14 protein-coding genes and 1 pseudogene are annotated in these 16,444 nt (G+C 71.2%); 7 read left to right on the top strand and 8 right to left on the bottom strand.

From position 1 onward, the window contains the following. Positions 1 to 83: 83 nt before the first annotated feature. Positions 84 to 890, top strand: coding sequence for a polyprenol monophosphomannose synthase (locus BIV04_RS12845; protein ID WP_071256694.1), 807 nt, complete (start codon positions 84 to 86; stop codon positions 888 to 890). Between the two features lie 79 nt (positions 891 to 969). Here the strand turns inward: BIV04_RS12845 and treZ are convergent, their stop codons facing one another. From treZ to BIV04_RS12825, 4 genes are all read right to left on the bottom strand, one after another. Continuing rightward, positions 970 to 2,742, bottom strand: coding sequence for a malto-oligosyltrehalose trehalohydrolase (gene treZ / locus BIV04_RS12840; protein ID WP_071256692.1), 1,773 nt, complete (start codon positions 2,740 to 2,742; stop codon positions 970 to 972). Between the two features lie 143 nt (positions 2,743 to 2,885). Then, on the bottom strand, positions 2,886 to 5,261 hold the full coding sequence (treY, locus tag BIV04_RS12835) for a malto-oligosyltrehalose synthase (protein ID WP_071256859.1): 2,376 nt from the start codon (positions 5,259 to 5,261) through the stop codon (positions 2,886 to 2,888). 17 nt (positions 5,262 to 5,278) lie between these two features. Next, positions 5,279 to 7,477 (bottom strand): glycogen debranching protein GlgX, encoded by a 2,199-nt coding sequence (gene glgX, locus BIV04_RS12830; protein ID WP_082454504.1) that lies wholly within the window; start codon positions 7,475 to 7,477, stop codon positions 5,279 to 5,281. A gap of 173 nt (positions 7,478 to 7,650) precedes the next feature. After that, a complete protein-coding gene (locus tag BIV04_RS12825) occupies positions 7,651 to 9,228 on the bottom strand; it encodes a S8 family serine peptidase (protein ID WP_071256690.1) in 1,578 nt (525 codons plus the stop codon). Positions 9,229 to 9,522: 294 nt separating this feature from the next. On the opposite strand from BIV04_RS12825, the gene BIV04_RS12820 reads away from it, so the two are divergent. Continuing rightward, complete coding sequence (locus BIV04_RS12820; protein WP_071256688.1) at positions 9,523 to 10,482, top strand: NAD(P)-dependent oxidoreductase; 960 nt, start codon at positions 9,523 to 9,525, stop codon at positions 10,480 to 10,482. A gap of 33 nt (positions 10,483 to 10,515) precedes the next feature. Next, positions 10,516 to 10,857, top strand: a complete 342-nt coding sequence (locus tag BIV04_RS12815) for a hypothetical protein (RefSeq protein WP_071256686.1) — start codon at positions 10,516 to 10,518, stop codon at positions 10,855 to 10,857. A 39-nt stretch (positions 10,858 to 10,896) separates the two neighbouring features. Here BIV04_RS12815 and BIV04_RS12810 read toward each other — a convergent pair whose 3' ends face one another. The 3 genes from BIV04_RS12810 to BIV04_RS12800 form a co-directional block, all read right to left on the bottom strand. Continuing rightward, positions 10,897 to 11,082, bottom strand: coding sequence for a hypothetical protein (locus BIV04_RS12810; protein ID WP_071256685.1), 186 nt, complete (start codon positions 11,080 to 11,082; stop codon positions 10,897 to 10,899). 316 nt (positions 11,083 to 11,398) lie between these two features. Continuing rightward, positions 11,399 to 12,103: a hypothetical protein gene (locus tag BIV04_RS12805; RefSeq protein ID WP_071256684.1), complete on the bottom strand. Its 705-nt coding sequence runs from the start codon at positions 12,101 to 12,103 to the stop codon at positions 11,399 to 11,401. Between the two features lie 119 nt (positions 12,104 to 12,222). Further along, positions 12,223 to 13,161 (bottom strand): alpha/beta fold hydrolase, encoded by a 939-nt coding sequence (locus BIV04_RS12800; RefSeq protein ID WP_071256682.1) that lies wholly within the window; start codon positions 13,159 to 13,161, stop codon positions 12,223 to 12,225. A 168-nt stretch (positions 13,162 to 13,329) separates the two neighbouring features. Here BIV04_RS12800 and BIV04_RS12795 point away from each other — a divergent pair, with 168 nt between their 5' ends. Beyond that, positions 13,330 to 13,998, top strand: coding sequence for an NUDIX domain-containing protein (locus BIV04_RS12795; RefSeq protein ID WP_071256680.1), 669 nt, complete (start codon positions 13,330 to 13,332; stop codon positions 13,996 to 13,998). Positions 13,999 to 14,022: 24 nt separating this feature from the next. On the opposite strand, the gene BIV04_RS12790 is transcribed toward BIV04_RS12795, so the two are convergent. Continuing rightward, positions 14,023 to 14,883 (bottom strand): alpha/beta fold hydrolase, encoded by an 861-nt coding sequence (locus tag BIV04_RS12790; protein ID WP_071256679.1) that lies wholly within the window; start codon positions 14,881 to 14,883, stop codon positions 14,023 to 14,025. 82 nt (positions 14,884 to 14,965) lie between these two features. Here BIV04_RS12790 and BIV04_RS17535 point away from each other — a divergent pair. The 3 genes and pseudogenes from BIV04_RS17535 to BIV04_RS12780 form a co-directional block, all read left to right on the top strand. Further along, positions 14,966 to 15,289: pseudogene (locus tag BIV04_RS17535) on the top strand (ABATE domain-containing protein); the annotation flags it as partial. Then, the gene (locus tag BIV04_RS17530; RefSeq protein ID WP_326937864.1) at positions 15,287 to 15,466 is read left to right on the top strand and encodes a CGNR zinc finger domain-containing protein; all 180 of its coding nucleotides are present in this window, start codon (positions 15,287 to 15,289) and stop codon (positions 15,464 to 15,466) included. The pseudogene BIV04_RS17535 and the gene BIV04_RS17530, both read left to right, overlap by 3 nt. 85 nt (positions 15,467 to 15,551) lie before the next feature. Beyond that, on the top strand, positions 15,552 to 16,439 hold the full coding sequence (locus tag BIV04_RS12780; RefSeq protein WP_071256676.1) for an NAD(P)-dependent oxidoreductase: 888 nt from the start codon (positions 15,552 to 15,554) through the stop codon (positions 16,437 to 16,439). Positions 16,440 to 16,444: the final 5 nt, after the last annotated feature.

The raw sequence follows: 16,444 nt of genomic DNA, 5'->3' as shown, positions 1-16,444 counted from the left end.
CCCCCGACCCGCCCCGAACACCGACACCCGACACCCGAACACCCGACACCTCCGACTCCCACCCGACGGGAAAGGACCCCACCATGAACGACGCCCTCGTCATCATCCCGACCTTCAACGAGCGCGAGAACCTCGACTGGATCGTGGGGCGCACCCTCGCCTCCGGTGCCTCGGTCGACGTGCTCGTCGTCGACGACGGCTCGCCCGACGGCACCGGGGAGCTGGCCGACGCCTACGCGGACCGCGACCCCCGCGTGCACGTGATGCACCGCACCGAGAAGGCCGGCCTCGGCGCCGCCTACCTCGCCGGCTTCGCCTGGGGACTCGAGCGCGGCTACGACGCCCTCGTCGAGATGGACGCCGACGGCTCGCACCACCCCGAGTACCTGCCCGGCATGCTCGAGCTGCTGCGCGAGAACGACCTCGTGCTCGGCTCGCGGTGGGTGCCTGGCGGCGCCGTCGAGAACTGGCCGCTGCGTCGGAAGCTGCTCAGCCGCGGCGGCAGCTGGTACACGCGCGGCGCCCTGGGTATCCGGGTGGCCGACACGACCGGCGGGTTCCGGGTGTTCCGGTCGTCGGCGCTGCGCCGGATCGACCTCGACCGGGTCGAGTCGCGCGGCTACTGCTTCCAGGTCGATCTGCTCTGGCGCGCGCTGCAGGCGGGCCTGCGAGTCGTCGAGACCCCGATCACGTTCACCGAGCGCATCCACGGCGCCTCGAAGATGAGCGGCTCGATCGTCCGGGAGTCGCTGACCAAGGTGACCCTGTGGGGTCTGCGGCGACGGTCCCGCGCCGTCGTCGAGCTGGTCGTGCGACACCGTCGCCTGCCGAGCGTCCGCGCCACCTCGCACCGGGTCGGGCCCGTGAGCGGCGACGTGTCGACGCGCTAGTCGGAAGGCGGCACGCGCGCGCCCGGAGTGGTCAGCCCCGGGCGCGCGTCATCCGTGCCTGCGTCGTCCCTTCCCGGCGTCAGCGGACGATCGCGACCGAGTGCGCCGGCAGCAGCAGGCTCGCACCCGGGACGATCGACTCGTCGCTGGCGAACAGGACGGTCTCGGCGCTCACCGCGACCCGCGCCTCCCGGTCGGCGAGGTTGATCGCGATCCGCAGGTCGCCCCGCGTGAGCACGAGCCAGCGGGCGTCGCCGTCGTATTCGACGCCGGTCTCGCCGAAGCGGGGGTCGGTGAGTGCGGGCTCACTGCGGCGCAGGGCGCCGAGGCGGCGGTACGCGTCGAGCAGGACCGCGTGGCGGCCGGCCTCGAGCTCGGACCAGTCCAGCTTGCTGTTCTCGAAGGTCGAGGGCTCCTGGGGGTCGGGCACCGACGACTCGTCCCAGCCCATCTTCGCGAACTCGGCGATGCGGCCCTTCGCGGTCGCCTCGCCGAGGTCGTGCTCGGGGTGCGAGGTGAAGAACTGCCACGGGGTCGAGGCACCCCACTCCTCGCCCATGAAGAGCATCGGGGTGTACGGGCCGGCCAGGGTCAGCGTGGCGGCGATGATCAGCTGCCCGTCGTCGAGCGTCGCGGCCAGGCGGTCGCCGATCGCCCGGTTGCCGATCTGGTCGTGGTTCTGGTTGGCCACGACGAGGCGCCAGGTCGGCATGTGCTCCGTGTCGACCGGGTGCCCGTGCGTCGCCTCGCGGAACGACGACCAGGTGCCGTCGTGGAAGAAGCCCTTGGTCAACACCTTCGCGAGGGCGCCGAGGGGCTCGAAGTCGGCGTAGTAGCCCGTCGTCTCGCCGGTGAGCGCGACGTGCACGGCGTGGTGGAAGTCGTCGCTCCACTGGGCGTCGAGACCGTAGCCCTGGCGGTGGTCGGGGCCGAAGCCGCCGCCGTCGCGCGGGGTGACCAGACGCGGATCGTTGAGGTCGCTCTCGGCGATCAGCGAGAGCGGGCGGCGCAGATGGCTGCTGAGGGCGGCGGTGCGCTCGGCCAGTTCCTGCAGCAGGTGGACCTCGCTGTCGTCCTTGAGCGCGTGCACGGCGTCGAGGCGCAGACCGTCGACGTGGTAGTCGTCGAGCCACATGGCCGTGTTGTCGAGGATGAACTCGCGCACCTCGTGGGCGCCGTCGTCGTCGAGGTTGACGTTGTCGCCCCAGGTGTTGGCGTGCTTGCTCGACAGGTACGGGCCGAACAGGGGCAGGTAGTTGCCCGACGGGCCGAGGTGGTTGTAGACGACGTCCTGCACGACGCCGAGGCCGGCCGCGTGTGCGGCGTCGACGAAGCGCTGGTACGCCTCGGGGCCGCCGTAGTTGTCGGTCACCGTGAACCAGTCGACGCCGTCGTAGCCCCAGTTCCAGCGGCCGTTGACGCCGTTGACCGGCAACAGCTCGACCAGGTCGACGCCGAGGTCGACGAGGTGCGGCAGCTTCTCGATCGCCGAGTCGAGGGTGCCTCCGGGCGTGAAGGTGCCGACGTGCAGCTCGTAGACGACCGAGCCGGCCAGCTGGCGGCCGGTCCACGCGTCGTCGGTCCACGCGAAGGCGCGCGGGTCGTAGGTCTCGCTGAGCCCGTGCACGCCGTCGGGTTGGCGACGCGAGCGGGGGTCGGGCAGCGGCGTCTCGCCCTCGGGGGAGTCGCCGCCGTCGAGCACGAAGCCGTAGCGGTGACCCGGGCCCCGGTCGAGGTCGGCGGGGGCGCGCCACCAGCCGGTGTCGGCCTCGGCCGTCAGCGGCAGCAGTTCGCCGTCGAGGTGTAGGTGCACGGTGGTCGCTTCAGGGGCCCAGACGTCGTAGACGCTCATCGGTCTCCTCGGGTTCGGAAGGGGCGGGGGAGGGGAGGTCGAGAAGGCACGACATGCCGCTCACATCAGGAGGTGAGCGGCATGTCGTGACGTGTCGCCGGGGGCGACGGTAGTCGGGCGCGACGCGGCGCGACCCGGCGGGGTCAGTCCTCTGCGGGGATCAGCAGGGCGACGGGGTACGTGTCGAGCACGTCGGCCAGGCGAAGGCGACCGCCCTCGTGCCGGCGGCCGGTGAGCACGTCGCGGTACGCGCCTCCTGCGGTCAGGACGACGGTGTCGTCCCAGCCGCCGGCCTGCTCGAGCGCGACGGGCAGACGGGTCGCGATCGCGAGCGCCCCGCCGCGGTCGACGCCGACCGCCGACGCGGCCTGCTCACCGAAGACCGGGAGCGCGGCGTACCGCGTGAACAGGTCGGGTCGGTCGCGGCGCAGCGTCAGGGCGTGGTGCGTCACGACGAGCTTGGCGGCACCGGTGTCGTCGACCGCCGGCGTCGCCCCGCCGCGGACCTCGTCCAGGAGGCGCCGGCGCAGCCCGAAGTCGACCTCGCGTCGGTTGTCGGGGTCGACGAGCGAGAAGTCCCACAGCTCGCCGCCCTGGTAGACGTCGGGGCTGCCGGGGCCGGTGAGCTGCATCAGCGCCACGCCGAGCGCGTTGCTGTAGCCGGGTGCGCGGAGGACGTCGACGATGCGCTCGACCTCGTGACGCACCTCGTCGTCGTCGAAGGCGGCGTCGACCGCGGCGTGCATCCGCTCTTCGAAGGCCTCGGCCTCGTCGGTGCGGTCGGTCCACCTGGTCGACGTGCTCGCCTCGCGGGACGCCTTCTCGGCGTAGGCGTGCAGGCGCTCGCGCGACGCGGGCCACGAGCCGACGATCGTCTGCCAGAGGATGTTCTCGAACGGGCCGTCGCCGACCGGAGCGAGCTCGCGCAGGCGCTCGAGGGTCGCCGCCCACTCGGTGGCGACCTCGGCCAGCACCGAGATGCGGGCGCGGACGTCGGCGCTGCGCTTCGTGTCGTGCGTCGACAGGGTCGTCATGCCGAACGGGCGCTCGGCGAGGCGGACCTGCTGACGCGCGTGGAACTCGTCGGGCGCGAGGGAGAACTCGCTCGGGTCGGCGCCCACCTCGGTCAGCGTCGCCAGGCGGCTGTAGCGGTAGAAGGCGGTGTCCTCCACGCCCTTGGCCATGACCATGCCGCTCGTCTGCTGGAAGCGCACCGAGGCGGGGTGCGACTCGTCGCGCAGCACCGCGACGACGCGCGCGACGGCGTCGGCGAGGTCGGGGCGGTGGCTCGTGGCGACCTTGGCGGCCTCGGTCAGCCGTTCGGCACCCTGCGGCAGGTAGCTGCGGTACACCGGGAAGGCCGCGGCCAGCTCGGCCAGCGCGTCCACCACCGACGGGTCGACGGTGCCGCCCTCGGCGATCAGCCGGGCGAGGCGGTTGATCTCGCTGCCCAGGATGCCGTCGGCGATGCCGCGCTTCGTGCCGAGGATCATCTCGTGCCAGTCGACGGGCTCGTCGCCGGTCGTCTCGTCGGCCCCGGCGGCGTGTTCGTCGGCGTCGACCCCGCGGGCCCGGCGCAGGCGTGCGTCGAGGGCGTCGAGGGCGGGTACTCCGTTGGGGTCGACGAAGAGGCGGTCGAGGTCGGCCAGGGCGTCGTAGCCCGTCGTGCCGGCCGTCGCCCAGTCCTCGGGCAGGCGCTCGTCGCCCTCGAGGATCTTCTCGACGAGCACGTGCGCGTCGCCGGTCAGGGCGGCGAGCAGGTCGAGGTAGCCCTTGGGGTCGGCGAGGCCGTCCGGGTGGTCGACGCGCAGACCGTCGACGAGGCCCTCGGAGAACCAGCGGCCGATCTCGGCGTGCGACTCGGCGAAGACCCCCTGGTCTTCGACGCGGATGCCCGCGAGGGTGTTGACCGCGAAGAAGCGACGGTAGTTGAGGTCGGTGTCGGCTCGCTTCCAGTGCACCAGCTCGTAGTGCTGGCGCGAGTGCACCGTGGCGGCGTCGTCGCCGGGAGAGCTCGTGCCCGGGGCGATCGGGTAGACGTTGTCGTAGTAGTGCAGCTCGTCGCCGTCGACCGTGAGGCCGTCGATCGAGCCGTCCGCGGCGGCGGGCTCGCCGAGCACCGGCAGCAGGACCTTGTCGGCACCCGCGGCCCAGTCGACGTCGAACGCGTCGGCGTAGCGGGACGCGCGGCCGTGGGTCAGGAGGTCCCACCACCAGACGCTCGCCTTCGGGGTCGCGACGCCGACGTGGTTCGGCACGATGTCGACCAGCACGCCGAGGCCCTCGGCGTGGGCACGCGTCGAGAGCTCGTCGAGGCCCTCGGCACCGCCGCGCTCGGGGTCCACCAGGCTGTGGTCGACGACGTCGTAGCCGTGGTCGCTGCCCGGCTCGGCGGCGAGGATCGGCGACAGGTAGACCCAGTCGGCACCGAGGTCACGCAGGTACGGCACCAGGTCGGCGGCCGCGTCCAGATCGAAGGAGGCGCGCACCTGGAGTCGGTACGTCGAGCGCGGGTGCATGGTCGGTTCGTGTCGGGTCACAGTTCTTCCTCGGCCGTGGCGCGCAGGACGACGAGCGAGCGACCCACCACGGGGAGTCGGTCGCCGGCCCGCAGGGCCGAGAGGGACTGCGGGGTCGAGGGCGGTTGGGGGGTGGTGGCGGCGCGTGTGGCCGTCGGGGTGCGGGGAGCGGCGCTCGCCGGCGGCGGGGGAGCGGTCACGGTGCTGTCGACGACGACCTCCCAGCCCTGGGCGTACTCGTCGGGCGGCAGGACGAAGGTGACGGTCTCGGCGCTGGCGTTGAAGTACAGGACGAAGTTGACGTCGGTGATGCGACCTCCGCGGGCGTCACGGCCACGGATGCCGTTGCCGTTGAGGAACATGCCGATCGCCTTGGCGTAGGACTCGTTCCACTCGCCCTCTTGCATGGCGTCGCCCTCGGTCGTCAACCAGACGATGTCGGGCAGGGGCTCGCCCTCGCCGCGGGTCACGGGGCGGCCGTTGAAGTAGCGCTGGCGACGGAAGGTCGGGTGGTCGTGACGCAGCTTGATGACCTCGGCGACGAACTCGATCAGGTCGCGGTCGGCGTTCGGCCAGTCGATCCAGCTGATCTGGTTGTCCTGCGCGTAGGTGTTGTTGTTGCCGCCCTGGGTGCGGCCGAGCTCGTCGCCGTGCAACAGCATGGGCACGCCCTGGCTGAGCAGCAGCGTCGCCAGGAAGCTGCGCTGGCGTTGCTCGCGCAGGGCGCGGATCTCGCCGTCGTCGGTCTCGCCCTCGACGCCCGAGTTCCACGAACGGTTGTGGCTCTCGCCGTCGTTGCCGTCCTCGCCGTTGGCGTCGTTGCGCTTGTCGTTGTAGCTGACGAGGTCGCGCATCGTGAAGCCGTCGTGCGCGGTGACGAAGTTGATGCTCGCGACCGGACGGCGTCCGTCGCGTTCGTACAGGTCGGCCGAGCCGGTGATGCGGCTGGCGAACTCGCCGAGGGTCGAGGGCTCGCCGCGCCAGAAGTCGCGGACGGTGTCGCGGTACTTGCCGTTCCACTCGGTCCACTGCGGCGGGAAGTTGCCCACCTGGTAGCCGCCGGGACCGACGTCCCAGGGCTCGGCGATCAGCTTGACCTGCGAGACGATCGGGTCCTGCTGCACGAGCTCGAAGAAGGTCGAGAGGCGGTCGACCTCGTAGAACTCGCGGGCGAGCGACGCCGCGAGGTCGAACCGGAAGCCGTCGACGTGCATCTCGGTGACCCAGTAGCGCAGGCTGTCCATGATGAGCTGCAGCGAGTGCGGGTGGCGGACGTTCAGGCTGTTGCCGGTGCCCGTGTAGTCCATGTAGTGCTGCTGGTCGCCGTCCATCAACCGGTAGTAGGCGGCGTTGTCGATGCCCTTGAACGACAGGGTCGGGCCCAGGTGGTTGCCCTCGGCCGTGTGGTTGTAGACGACGTCGATGATGACCTCGATGCCGGCCTCGTGCAGCACCCGCACCATCGTCTTGAACTCCTGCACCTGCTGGCCGATGTCGCCTGTGGCCGAGTAGGCGGCGTGCGGGGCGAAGAACCCGATGGTGTTGTAGCCCCAGTAGTTGCTGAGGCCCTTCTCGAGCAACGTGTTGTCCTGCACGAACTGGTGCACGGGCATCAGCTCGAGGGTCGTGATGCCGAGCTTCTTGAGGTGGTCGATGATCGCCGGGTTCGCGACGCCGGCGTACGTGCCGCGTTCTTCCTCGGGGATGTCGGGGTGCGTCTCGGTGAGGCCCTTGACGTGTGCCTCGTAGATGACGGTCTCGTCGTAGCTGTACTTGGGGGCGCGGTCGCCCTGCCAGTCGAAGAACGGGTTGATGACGACGCCCAGCATCATGTGCGGGCCGCTGTCCTTGTCGTTGCGCGAGTCGGGGTCGCCGAACGTGTAGGCGAACAGTGCCTCGTCCCAGTCGATCTCGCCGCAGGTGGCCTTGGCGTAGGGGTCGAGCAACAGCTTGTTCGGGTTGGCGCGCGAGCCGTTCGCGGGGTCGTACTCGCCGTGCACGCGGTAGCCGTAGCGCTGGCCGGGCTGCACGGTGGGCAGGTAGGCGTGCCAGACGTAGGCGTCGACCTCGGTGAACTCGACCCTCGTCTCGGTGCCGTCGTCGTCGAACAGACACAACTCGACCTTGCTGGCGGCTTCGCTGAAGATCGCGAAGTTGGTGCCGCTGCCGTCGTAGGTCGCGCCGAGGGGGTAGGGGTTGCCGGGCCAGGTGTGCATCGAACCTCCGATTGGGACTCGCTCAGCCTAGAGGCGAACGGGCGCCCCGTCCGCGCGAGGACGGGGCGCCCGTCGGGCCGCTCGGGCCGGTCGGACGCCCCGTCGGGCGTGGTGCTCGCTACGCGGTGCTCGCTACGCGGTGCTCACCGTCCGGTGCCCGCTGCGCGCCAGCACTACCTCGTGACGGCCGCCAGGGCGTCGACGATCCCCTCACCGAACCAGCCGTTGTCGGCCGGGGTGCCCGTGCAGGTCGTCGTGCCGGTCGGGCACGGGGTGTCCGTCGCCTGCTGCTCGAGCAGACCGGTGAGGGCCGTGCCGCTCAGGCGCGGGTGGGTGGACTTCAGCAGCGCCAGCACGCCGGCGACGTGGGGCGAGGCCATCGACGTGCCCGACTTGGTGCCGTAGCCGCCGCCGGTCACGGTCGACAGGATCGCCGAGCCGGGGGCCGCGACGTCGACGACGCCTTCGCCGTAGTTCGAGAAGCTCGACTTCGCCCCCGCCGAGGTGGTCGACGACACGGTGACGACGCCGTCGAGCTCGGTCGGGATGTCGAGGCAGCGCGAGTCGATCGGCCGGGACACCGGCGTGGTGTCGTTCGGGCTGGCGGTGTCGACGGTCTTGTTCGCGAGGTCGATCGACGAGTTGCCGGCCGCCGCCACGTTCACGATGCCCTTCTTCTGCGTGAACTGCACGGCGCGGTCCACGGCGGTCAGCACGGCCGCCTGGTCGACGTCCGAGCCGCACCAGAACTGCCACGGGTCGACGTAGTAGCTGTTGTTCGTGATGTCGGCGCCGGTCGCGGCGGCCTGCATGAAGCCGCAGATCGCGGCCTCGGGGTAGATGAAGCCGTCGTCGCTGACGACCTTGACGGCCGACATCGTCACGCCGGGGGCCACGCCGACGATGCCGACGCCGTTGCGGGCGGCGGCGATCGTGCCGGCCACGTGGGTTCCGTGGTCGCTCGTCGTGGGCTGCCAGGCGGCGTAGCTCGCGTCGGGCGTCCCGGTCAGGCAGCTCGCCGAGGCGGCCACGTCGATGTTCGGCTGCAGGTCGGGGTGGTCACCCTCGATGCCCGAGTCGAGCACGGCCACGAGCACGTCGCGGCTGCCGTCGGTGACCTGGTGCGCCTGGTCGGCCTTGATCGCCGTGAGGTCCCACTGCTGGGCCTCGAGGGGGTCGGCGACGACGGTCGTGGCCTCTTCGAGTCGCTGCTCGGGCGAGGTCGCGGCCTTCGGCTTGCCGGGGTGTCCCGGTCCGCCGGGCTTGCCGGGACCGCCCGGGTGGCCGGGCCTGACGGGTTTGCCCGGGCCGGGGGCCGTCGTGCCGACGCCGTAGGTCGGGTCGGTCTCGGCGACCGCGGCGGTGCGGGTGGCTCCGGCCGACGAGACGGCCTTGTCGCCGCGCACCGAGGCGGAGAAGTTCGTGTTGCTCGACTGCGCCACGACCACGCCGAGATCGGCGTACGCGGCGATGACGCTGCCGCCGGAGGCGGCGACCGCACGCTCGACCTGCTTGGTCGCGCCCGGGTTCGCCTTCGTCGCGTTGACGACGTAGTTCATCACCGGTCCCTCGACGACCGGCAGCGTCGGCGCGGGGCCCGGCTTGCCGGGTGCGGCCGGTGCGGACGCAGGAGGCGCGGCGACGGCGGTGCCGGAGCCCACGGCGACGAGTCCCAGGGTCAGGGAAGCCGCGAGGCAGACGGTCGTCACGCGGCGGCGGGTGCCGCGGGCGCGGGGGTCGGTGAAGGTCATGGTTCTCCTCGTCGGGTCGCGCGTGCCGGATGGGACGCGCGGAGCGGGTGGCTCGTCGCGGGCCGTGCCCGGTGATCCGACGAGCCGCTGTGCCCCTCATAGGAAGTCTGAAGAATCCGGGGACCGGGCGCAGTGGGCACTTGGGGGGACGCCGGGTGACCCCCATGCGGGGTACGCCGGTGTCGGGGGCGCGGGGTAGCGTCGGGCCATGTCCTCCGATGCCGTGCGCAGCGCTGCCACTCCTCGTCCCCGCCGTCCGCTCCAGTCCCTCTCGATCGTGTCGGCGGTGGCGTCGTGAAGATCGTCGTCATCGGGTCCACCGGCCACGTCGGTGGTTTCCTCGTCCCGCGACTGGTCCAGGCCGGCCACGAGGTGGTCGCCGTCAGCCGCGGGGCCTCCGAGCCGTACCGGCCGCACGCGGCGTGGTCACGCGTGACGCGCCTCCTGCTCGATCGCGAGGCGGGCGACGCCGACGGCACGTTCGCGGGCGAGATCGCCGGGCTCGGGGCCGACGTCGTGATCGACATGATCTGCTTCACGGTCGCGTCGGCGCGGCGGATGGTCGACGCCCTGCAGGGTACGGGCACCGTGTTGGTGCACTGCGGCACGGTGTGGGTGCACGGCCCGTCCCGCGAGGTGCCGATCACCGAAGAAGCCGAGCGCACCCCGTTCGGCAAGTACGGCACGCAGAAGGCCGCCATCGAAGAGCTGCTGCTCCGCGAGTCGCGGCGCCCGGGCGGGGTGCAGAGCATCGTGTTGCACCCGGGGCACATCACCGGTCCGGGCTGGCCGATGATCAACGCGGTCGGCAACCTCGACCTCTCCGTCTGGGAGGCCCTCGCCGCCGGCCGCGAGATCGCGATGCCCGGCCTCGGGCTCGAGACCGTCCACCACGTGCACGCCGACGACGTCGCGCAGGCCTTCCAGCTCGCCGCCGAGCGGCACTCGCAGGTGGTCGGCGAGGCGTTCCACGTCGTCAGCGAGCGAGCGATCACGTTGCGTGGGCTCGCCGAGGCGATCGCCCGGCACCACGGTCAGGAGGCGCGACTGCGGTTCGTCTCGTGGGCCGAGTTCCGAGACCAGACGTCCGACGAGCACGGCGACGCGTCGTGGCAACACGCCTCGCGTAGCCACTCGATGAGCATCGAGAAGGCCCGCCGCCTGCTCGGCTACGCCCCGCGCTACACCTCGGTGCAGGCGGTCGTCGAGGGCCTCGAGTGGCTCGAGGCCGACGGGCAGCTGACGCTGGGCTGACTCTGGTGCGCGCGCGTCGGGCAGGCTGGTCGAATGACTGATGAATGCCGACAAGTCGTCCGTTTCCACCGAAAGCACCGCGACGCGATCATCGGTGGTGAGAAGGTGACCACGGTCCGGTGGGGCGAGTCGGTCCGGGTCGGCGCGTCGACGTTCGAGTTCGACGGCCGGCCCACCCTTGCTCCGCTCGCGGGGCACGTCACCGCCGTGCGGAGGTACCGCCTCGACGAGCTCACCGCTGAACGAGCCCGGCAGCCCGTGGGGACGGACATGACGCGCTTCGGGGAGCAGCTGCGGGAGAACTACTATCCGGACATGCCGGACGACGCGATCGTCGAGGTCGCCGAGCTCGTCGTGGCGACTCCGTCCCCCTAGCCGAGTCGCCGGCACGACAGAGGAGTGGACGGCTCGTCGTCAGCCGCGGCGGAGGAGGTGTGCCGTGACGGCGGCCTGCCACGAGTGGCCGTAGCGGGTCGTGCCGGCCGCCGTGCGGACGACGAACGCCCCGGCCCGGTAGGCGAGTCGTCCGTGACTGACGAGCTGCTCGCCGAAGCGCTCGGCGATCGACCACGTGTCCGACGACTCGAAGCTGATCGCCACGGGGAACCGTGAACGCGGCAGATGCACCTCGACCGGCGCTGCTTCGGCATGGGTCGGGAGGCGCCCGAGGAGCATCGGGGGAGTCAGAGCTGATGCGGGGTGGACCACGGAGTTCCGTTCGTCGGTCGGCGGTTGGGCCAGGGCAGAGGAAACCCCCTCCCGCACGAAGGCGGAAGGGGGGCCACCGGGATGACCGGCCCTCGAGGAGCGAGGGCCGGTGCGTCGTCACGGAGACGACCCGGGTTCCGGGTCGCACCTCGCCGAGCGGGGCGCGACCCAGGGGCCGAGCCGGCGGGTAACCGGCCGGCAGGGGGAACTACTCCGTGGCGGCGGTGATCTTCGCGACGCCGACGAGCATCTCGTCCTGGACGGCGTCGGTCTTGAAGGTCTGGTTCAGCAGCGCGGCGGCGTCGGGGCTGATGTGGACGGTGGTGCCCTCGAGGACGGCGTTGGAGCCTTCCATCTGGATGGGCTTCAGGGTGCCGCCCCAGAGGTTGAAGAGGTAGGCGTCTTCGGCGGCGACGGCGCCGTTGGCGGTGACGGTGCCGTAGAGCTTGCTCTCGCCCGGGTCGATGCGGAAGTCGGTGAGTTCGACGACGGTGCCGTCGGCCGAGGTCAGCGACAGGCCCGAGCCGTCGTGGTCGATCTCGCCCTGGACGTAGGGGCGGACGTCGCTGTCGGGGCCGTAGTAGTCGACGTTGCCGCCGGTGATCGGGAACGAGAAGGTTCCGTCGGTGAAGGTCGCGGTGCCGACGACGCCGGGGGTCAGGCCGAGCGAGGTGATGGCGTCGACGAAGGACTGGTCGACGGCGACCTGGGTGTCGACGCCGTTGCTGAGGTCGGCGATCGACGCGGCGGGCGTCGACGCGGCGCTGGGCTCGGCGGACGACGACGACGTCGAGGAGGTGTCCGTCGCGGTGCCCGAGTTGGACGAGCAGGCGGCGAGGGAGAAGATCAGGGCGCCGGAGGCGGCGATGCCGAAGGCGGCTTTCGTGATGCGCTTGCGAGTGAAGGCGTTCATGGTGAAGCTCCTTGTCTGTTGGTCCCGGTGGGGATGTACAGGGTTCGCCACCGTCCCCGAAAAGGATTGGAACGCATCGACTTCGTTACCCCGCCGTGACCTTCACCCCGTGTTCTGACTCACTCGGCGAGGAACGCGTCGGTCTCGTCGGCGATCCGTGTCGACTGCGTGTGGTGCAGGTAGTGGTCTCCGTCGAGCGCGACGACCTGGCCGCGGTCGACGCTCGCCGCCTGGTCCTCGTGCAGCTCGAGCCAGCCGCCGGCGTCGGGGTCGGCATCGTCCTGCGCGACGAAGAGAAGGACCGGAAGGTCCGCCGGGAACGTCCGTCCGCTGACGGACGCGAAGTTGCTCGCGGTGTGGTCCATCTCGTCGAGCAGGGTCGGAGCGGTCGAGTTCTTCGTCGTCAGGAGGCGCATCTGCTCTTTCGTGGCCTCGTCGTACGGCAGCCCCGCGTAGGTGTCGCCGGCGACCGCGGTCGCCACGCGGAGCAGACCGAGGTCGCGCAGGGCGACGAGCCCGTCGGTCGGCGTGGGTTCGTCCGTGCCGGGCTGGTCGGGGACGCTGCTGTCGATCCCGATGAACGCCGTGAGCTCGTTCGCGTAGAGCCGGCTGTACTCGAGGGCGTAGATGCCCGAGATCGAGTGCCCCATGAGCGCGTAGCGGTCGATGCCGAGCTGGCGCAGTGCTTCGTGCACCTCGCCTGCGATGTTCTCCGCCGTGCGGGGGGAGTCGGTCTGGTCGCTCAGCCCGGTGCCGAACGGCTCGACGGCGACGACACGGTGGGTGTCGTCGAGCTCGGAGATGAGCGGCTGGAAGTCGAGGCCGGGTGCCGCCGTGCCGAGGCCTGGCAGCAGGACGATCGTGTCCGCTCCGGACCCGCTGACGACGACGTTCATCTCTTTCCCGTCGACGGGTACCAGCTCGCCGTACGAGGTGATGGCGGCCAGCTCCGACTTCGTGGCGACGACGTTGACGATCGACGTGGTCGCCAACGTCAGGACGGGCAGGGCCACGAGGGCACCGACGGTCCACAGGGCCACCTTAAGGGATGTACGCACGAGGTCCTCTCTCCGGGCGTTCGAGTCGGGTCCGAACGCTCCTCCGGAAGCACACCAGAGGGCGACGGCCTCGAGAAGTGCCGAGGCGTCACGACATCCTGTGACGGATGTCATCACCGGCCGTTCCCGCCCTCGCGGGCCGTCGCTCTCCGTTATTTTCGAGGGGTGATGAACTCTCGTGGCTCTCGATCACCCGACGGTCGCGGACGGACGGGTCTCGACCTGACCGGCCGCGATCTGACCCGCAACCCCGACGTCGTGGTCCGTGACGTCGAGGTGACCTCGGACGGGTGGCACGTGCTCCGGCGCACCACCTTCGACGTGAAGGGTCGCGACGGGCGGTGGTCGACCCAGCAGCGCGAGACGTACGACCGCGGCAACGGGGCGACGATCCTCCTGCTCGACCCGAGGCGGGGCACGGTCCTCCTCACCCGGCAGTTCCGGTTCCCCGCCTACGTGAACGACCATCCCGACGGCATGCTGATCGAGAGCGCCGCGGGCCTGCTCGACGACGACGACCCCGAGACCGCGATCCGTCGCGAGGCGCAGGAGGAGACGGGCGTCGAGGTCGGCGACCTGATCCACGTCTTCGACGCCTACATGAGCCCGGGCTCGGTCACCGAGCGGGTGCACTTCTACGCCGCCTCGTACTCCGTGGCCGATCGGACCGGCGACGGCGGTGGTCTCGAGGACGAGGGGGAGGACATCGAGGTCCTCGAGCTGCCGTTCCGGGACGCTCTCGACATGATCACCGACGGGCGCATCGTCGACGGCAAGACGATCATGCTGCTCCAGTGGGCCGCCCTGAACCCGGGCCGACTCGCCCTCCCGTCCTGAGCGAGTGGCCGCGGGTGGTCCGTGTCACGTGTTCGGGAGCCACTCCCGGATCGTGGCCGCGACCCGATCGAGGTGCGACTCGAGCAGGAAGTGTCCACCGTCGACGAGCTCGACGCGAGCGTCGAGGGCGTCGCGGGTGAACGCACCCGCACCGGCGGCATCGAAGATCTCGTCGTTGCGGCCCCAGATCGCGAGGACCGGGACGCGGGAGGCGCGGAGCCAGGAGTGCACGGCGGGGTACAGAGCGCGGTTGGTGGCGTAGTCGCGGAAGAGCGCCAGTTGGACGTCGTCCTGTCCCGGTCGGGCGAGGAGCGCGAGGTCGTGTTCCCAGGCATCGGGGTCGACGGACGTGGGGTCCGGCACGCCGTGGGTGTACTGCCACTCGACCGCCTCGCGGCCCAGGGCGGGCCGGAGCGCGTCGCGCGTCTCGGACGTCCGTTCGGCGGCGTCGGCCCAGATCGGGTCCCAGAAACCCGGCACGAAGCCTTCTTCGTACGCGTTGCCGTTCTGCGAGACGACAGCGGTCACCGCATCGGGCTCGGCCAGCGCGAGGCGCCATCCGACGGGGGCGCCGTAGTCCTGCACGTAGATCGAGTACCGCGCGACGCCGATGGTCGACAGGAAACGACCGGTCACCCGCGCCAGGGCCTCGAAGGTGTACTCGAACTCGTCGACCGACGGGGCGGAGGAGCGGCCGAAACCGATGTGGTCGGGGGCGATGACGCGGTACCGGTCGGCCAGTGCGGGGATGAGGTGGCGGAACATGTGCGAACTCGTGGGGTAGCCGTGCAGGAGGACGAGAACGGGCGCGTCGGCGGGCCCGGCGTCGCGGTAGAAGACGTCGAGCCCGTCGACGGAGACGGTGCGGTGGTGGACGGTGACCATGTCTAACCCCTTTGGATTGTTTTAGTGGTTACCCCGACGGTAGCATGGGCGAGATGCGCCGGACGGTGCGAGAGAGCGGGGAGACGTGCTTCGTGACGAAGAGCTGCTGCTGGCCGTGCTGAACAGCGCACCGGTGGTCGACGGCGTCCCGACGGACGCCCTCGAGGGCGCGGCGGGGCGAGATCTGGTGCGGACCTGGGGTGGCATCGGTTCCTCGGGCGAGGTCGCCCAGCTCCGGCGCGTGCGGGAAGCCCTGCACGCCGTCGTCCGCGGTGGCGACGACGGGGCCGTCGCCGAGCTCGCCGACGTCATGGACCGGGCCGTGCAGGTCCCGCGGACGACCCGGGACGGCGTCGTCTGGGAACTCCGGGTGCCCGACGACGACCGACTCGCGGCCGGAGCCGTGTCGGCGTGGTCGAGCGTGACCTCGACGCTGCCCGGGCGCCTCCGTGCCTGCGCGAACGACGAGTGCAACCTGTTCCTGGTGGACCACAGCCGTCCCGGCACCGCGAAGTGGTGCTCCATGGCGACCTGCGGCAACCGGATGAAGGCGCGGGCCCACGCACGCCGCGCGAAGGACTGAGCGCGCCTCCTCGGGGCCGCGCGCGTAGCGTCGCCCGGGTGGATGCTCCGGCCCTCGGCGCATCCCTCGATCGAGGGAGCGCGTCATGAAGGTCGTCATCACGGGATCACGCGGCAAGGTCGGACGCGCCGCCGTCCGCCGGTTCGTCGAGGCCGGGCACGACGTCATCGGCGTCGACCTCGTCCGGCCCGTCTTCGACACGGGCGTCGACGAGCCCGGCCGGTACGTGATGGGTGACCTGACCGACGCGGGGACCGCCTTCTCGGTCGTCGCGGGGGCCGACGTCGTCGTCCACGTCGCGGCCATCCCTCAGCCCACCGCGAATCCGGCCCACGTCGTGTTCCACACCAACCTGATGTCCACGTTCAACCTGGTCGAGGCGGCCGTGAGGTTCGGCGTGCCCCGCTTCGTCAACGTGTCGAGCGAGAGCATCGTGGGCAACTTCTTCCCCGAACGGCCCTTCCTGCCCGACTACGTGCCGGTCGACGAGGAGCACCCCCTGCACCCGCAGGACCCCTACGCCCTCTCGAAGGCGTTTGGCGAGCAGCTCATGGACGCCGCCGTCCGCCGCTCCGACCTGCGGGCGATCTCGATCCGCCCGTGCACCGTGCACGACGAGACCAACTACGAGGCGAACCTCGGCCCGCAGGTGCGCGAGGCCGACCCCGACAGTGCGAACTTCGGCAGCTACATCGACGCCGACGACCTCGCCGACGCGCTCCTGCTGGCCGCCGAGTCCGACCTGCCGGGTCACGAGGTCTTCTACATCGCAGCAGCCGACAACGCCGGCGGCCACGACTTCGCCGCCACCCTCCGCGAGCACCACGGCGACCGCATCGAGCTGCGCGAGCTCGACCGGGTCGACGCGTCGGGCATCTCCACCGCCAAGGCCGGCCGCTTGCTCGGCTGGACGGCGAAGCGATCATGGCGAGACCACCTCGACGCCGACGGTCGCCCCCTACCCCGACGGTGACATGG

The organism is Frigoribacterium sp. MCBA15_019 (genome assembly GCF_001864945.1).
Taxonomy (GTDB): Bacteria; Actinomycetota; Actinomycetes; order Actinomycetales; family Microbacteriaceae; genus Frigoribacterium.
This window is presented reverse-complemented; position numbering and strand designations above follow the sequence as displayed.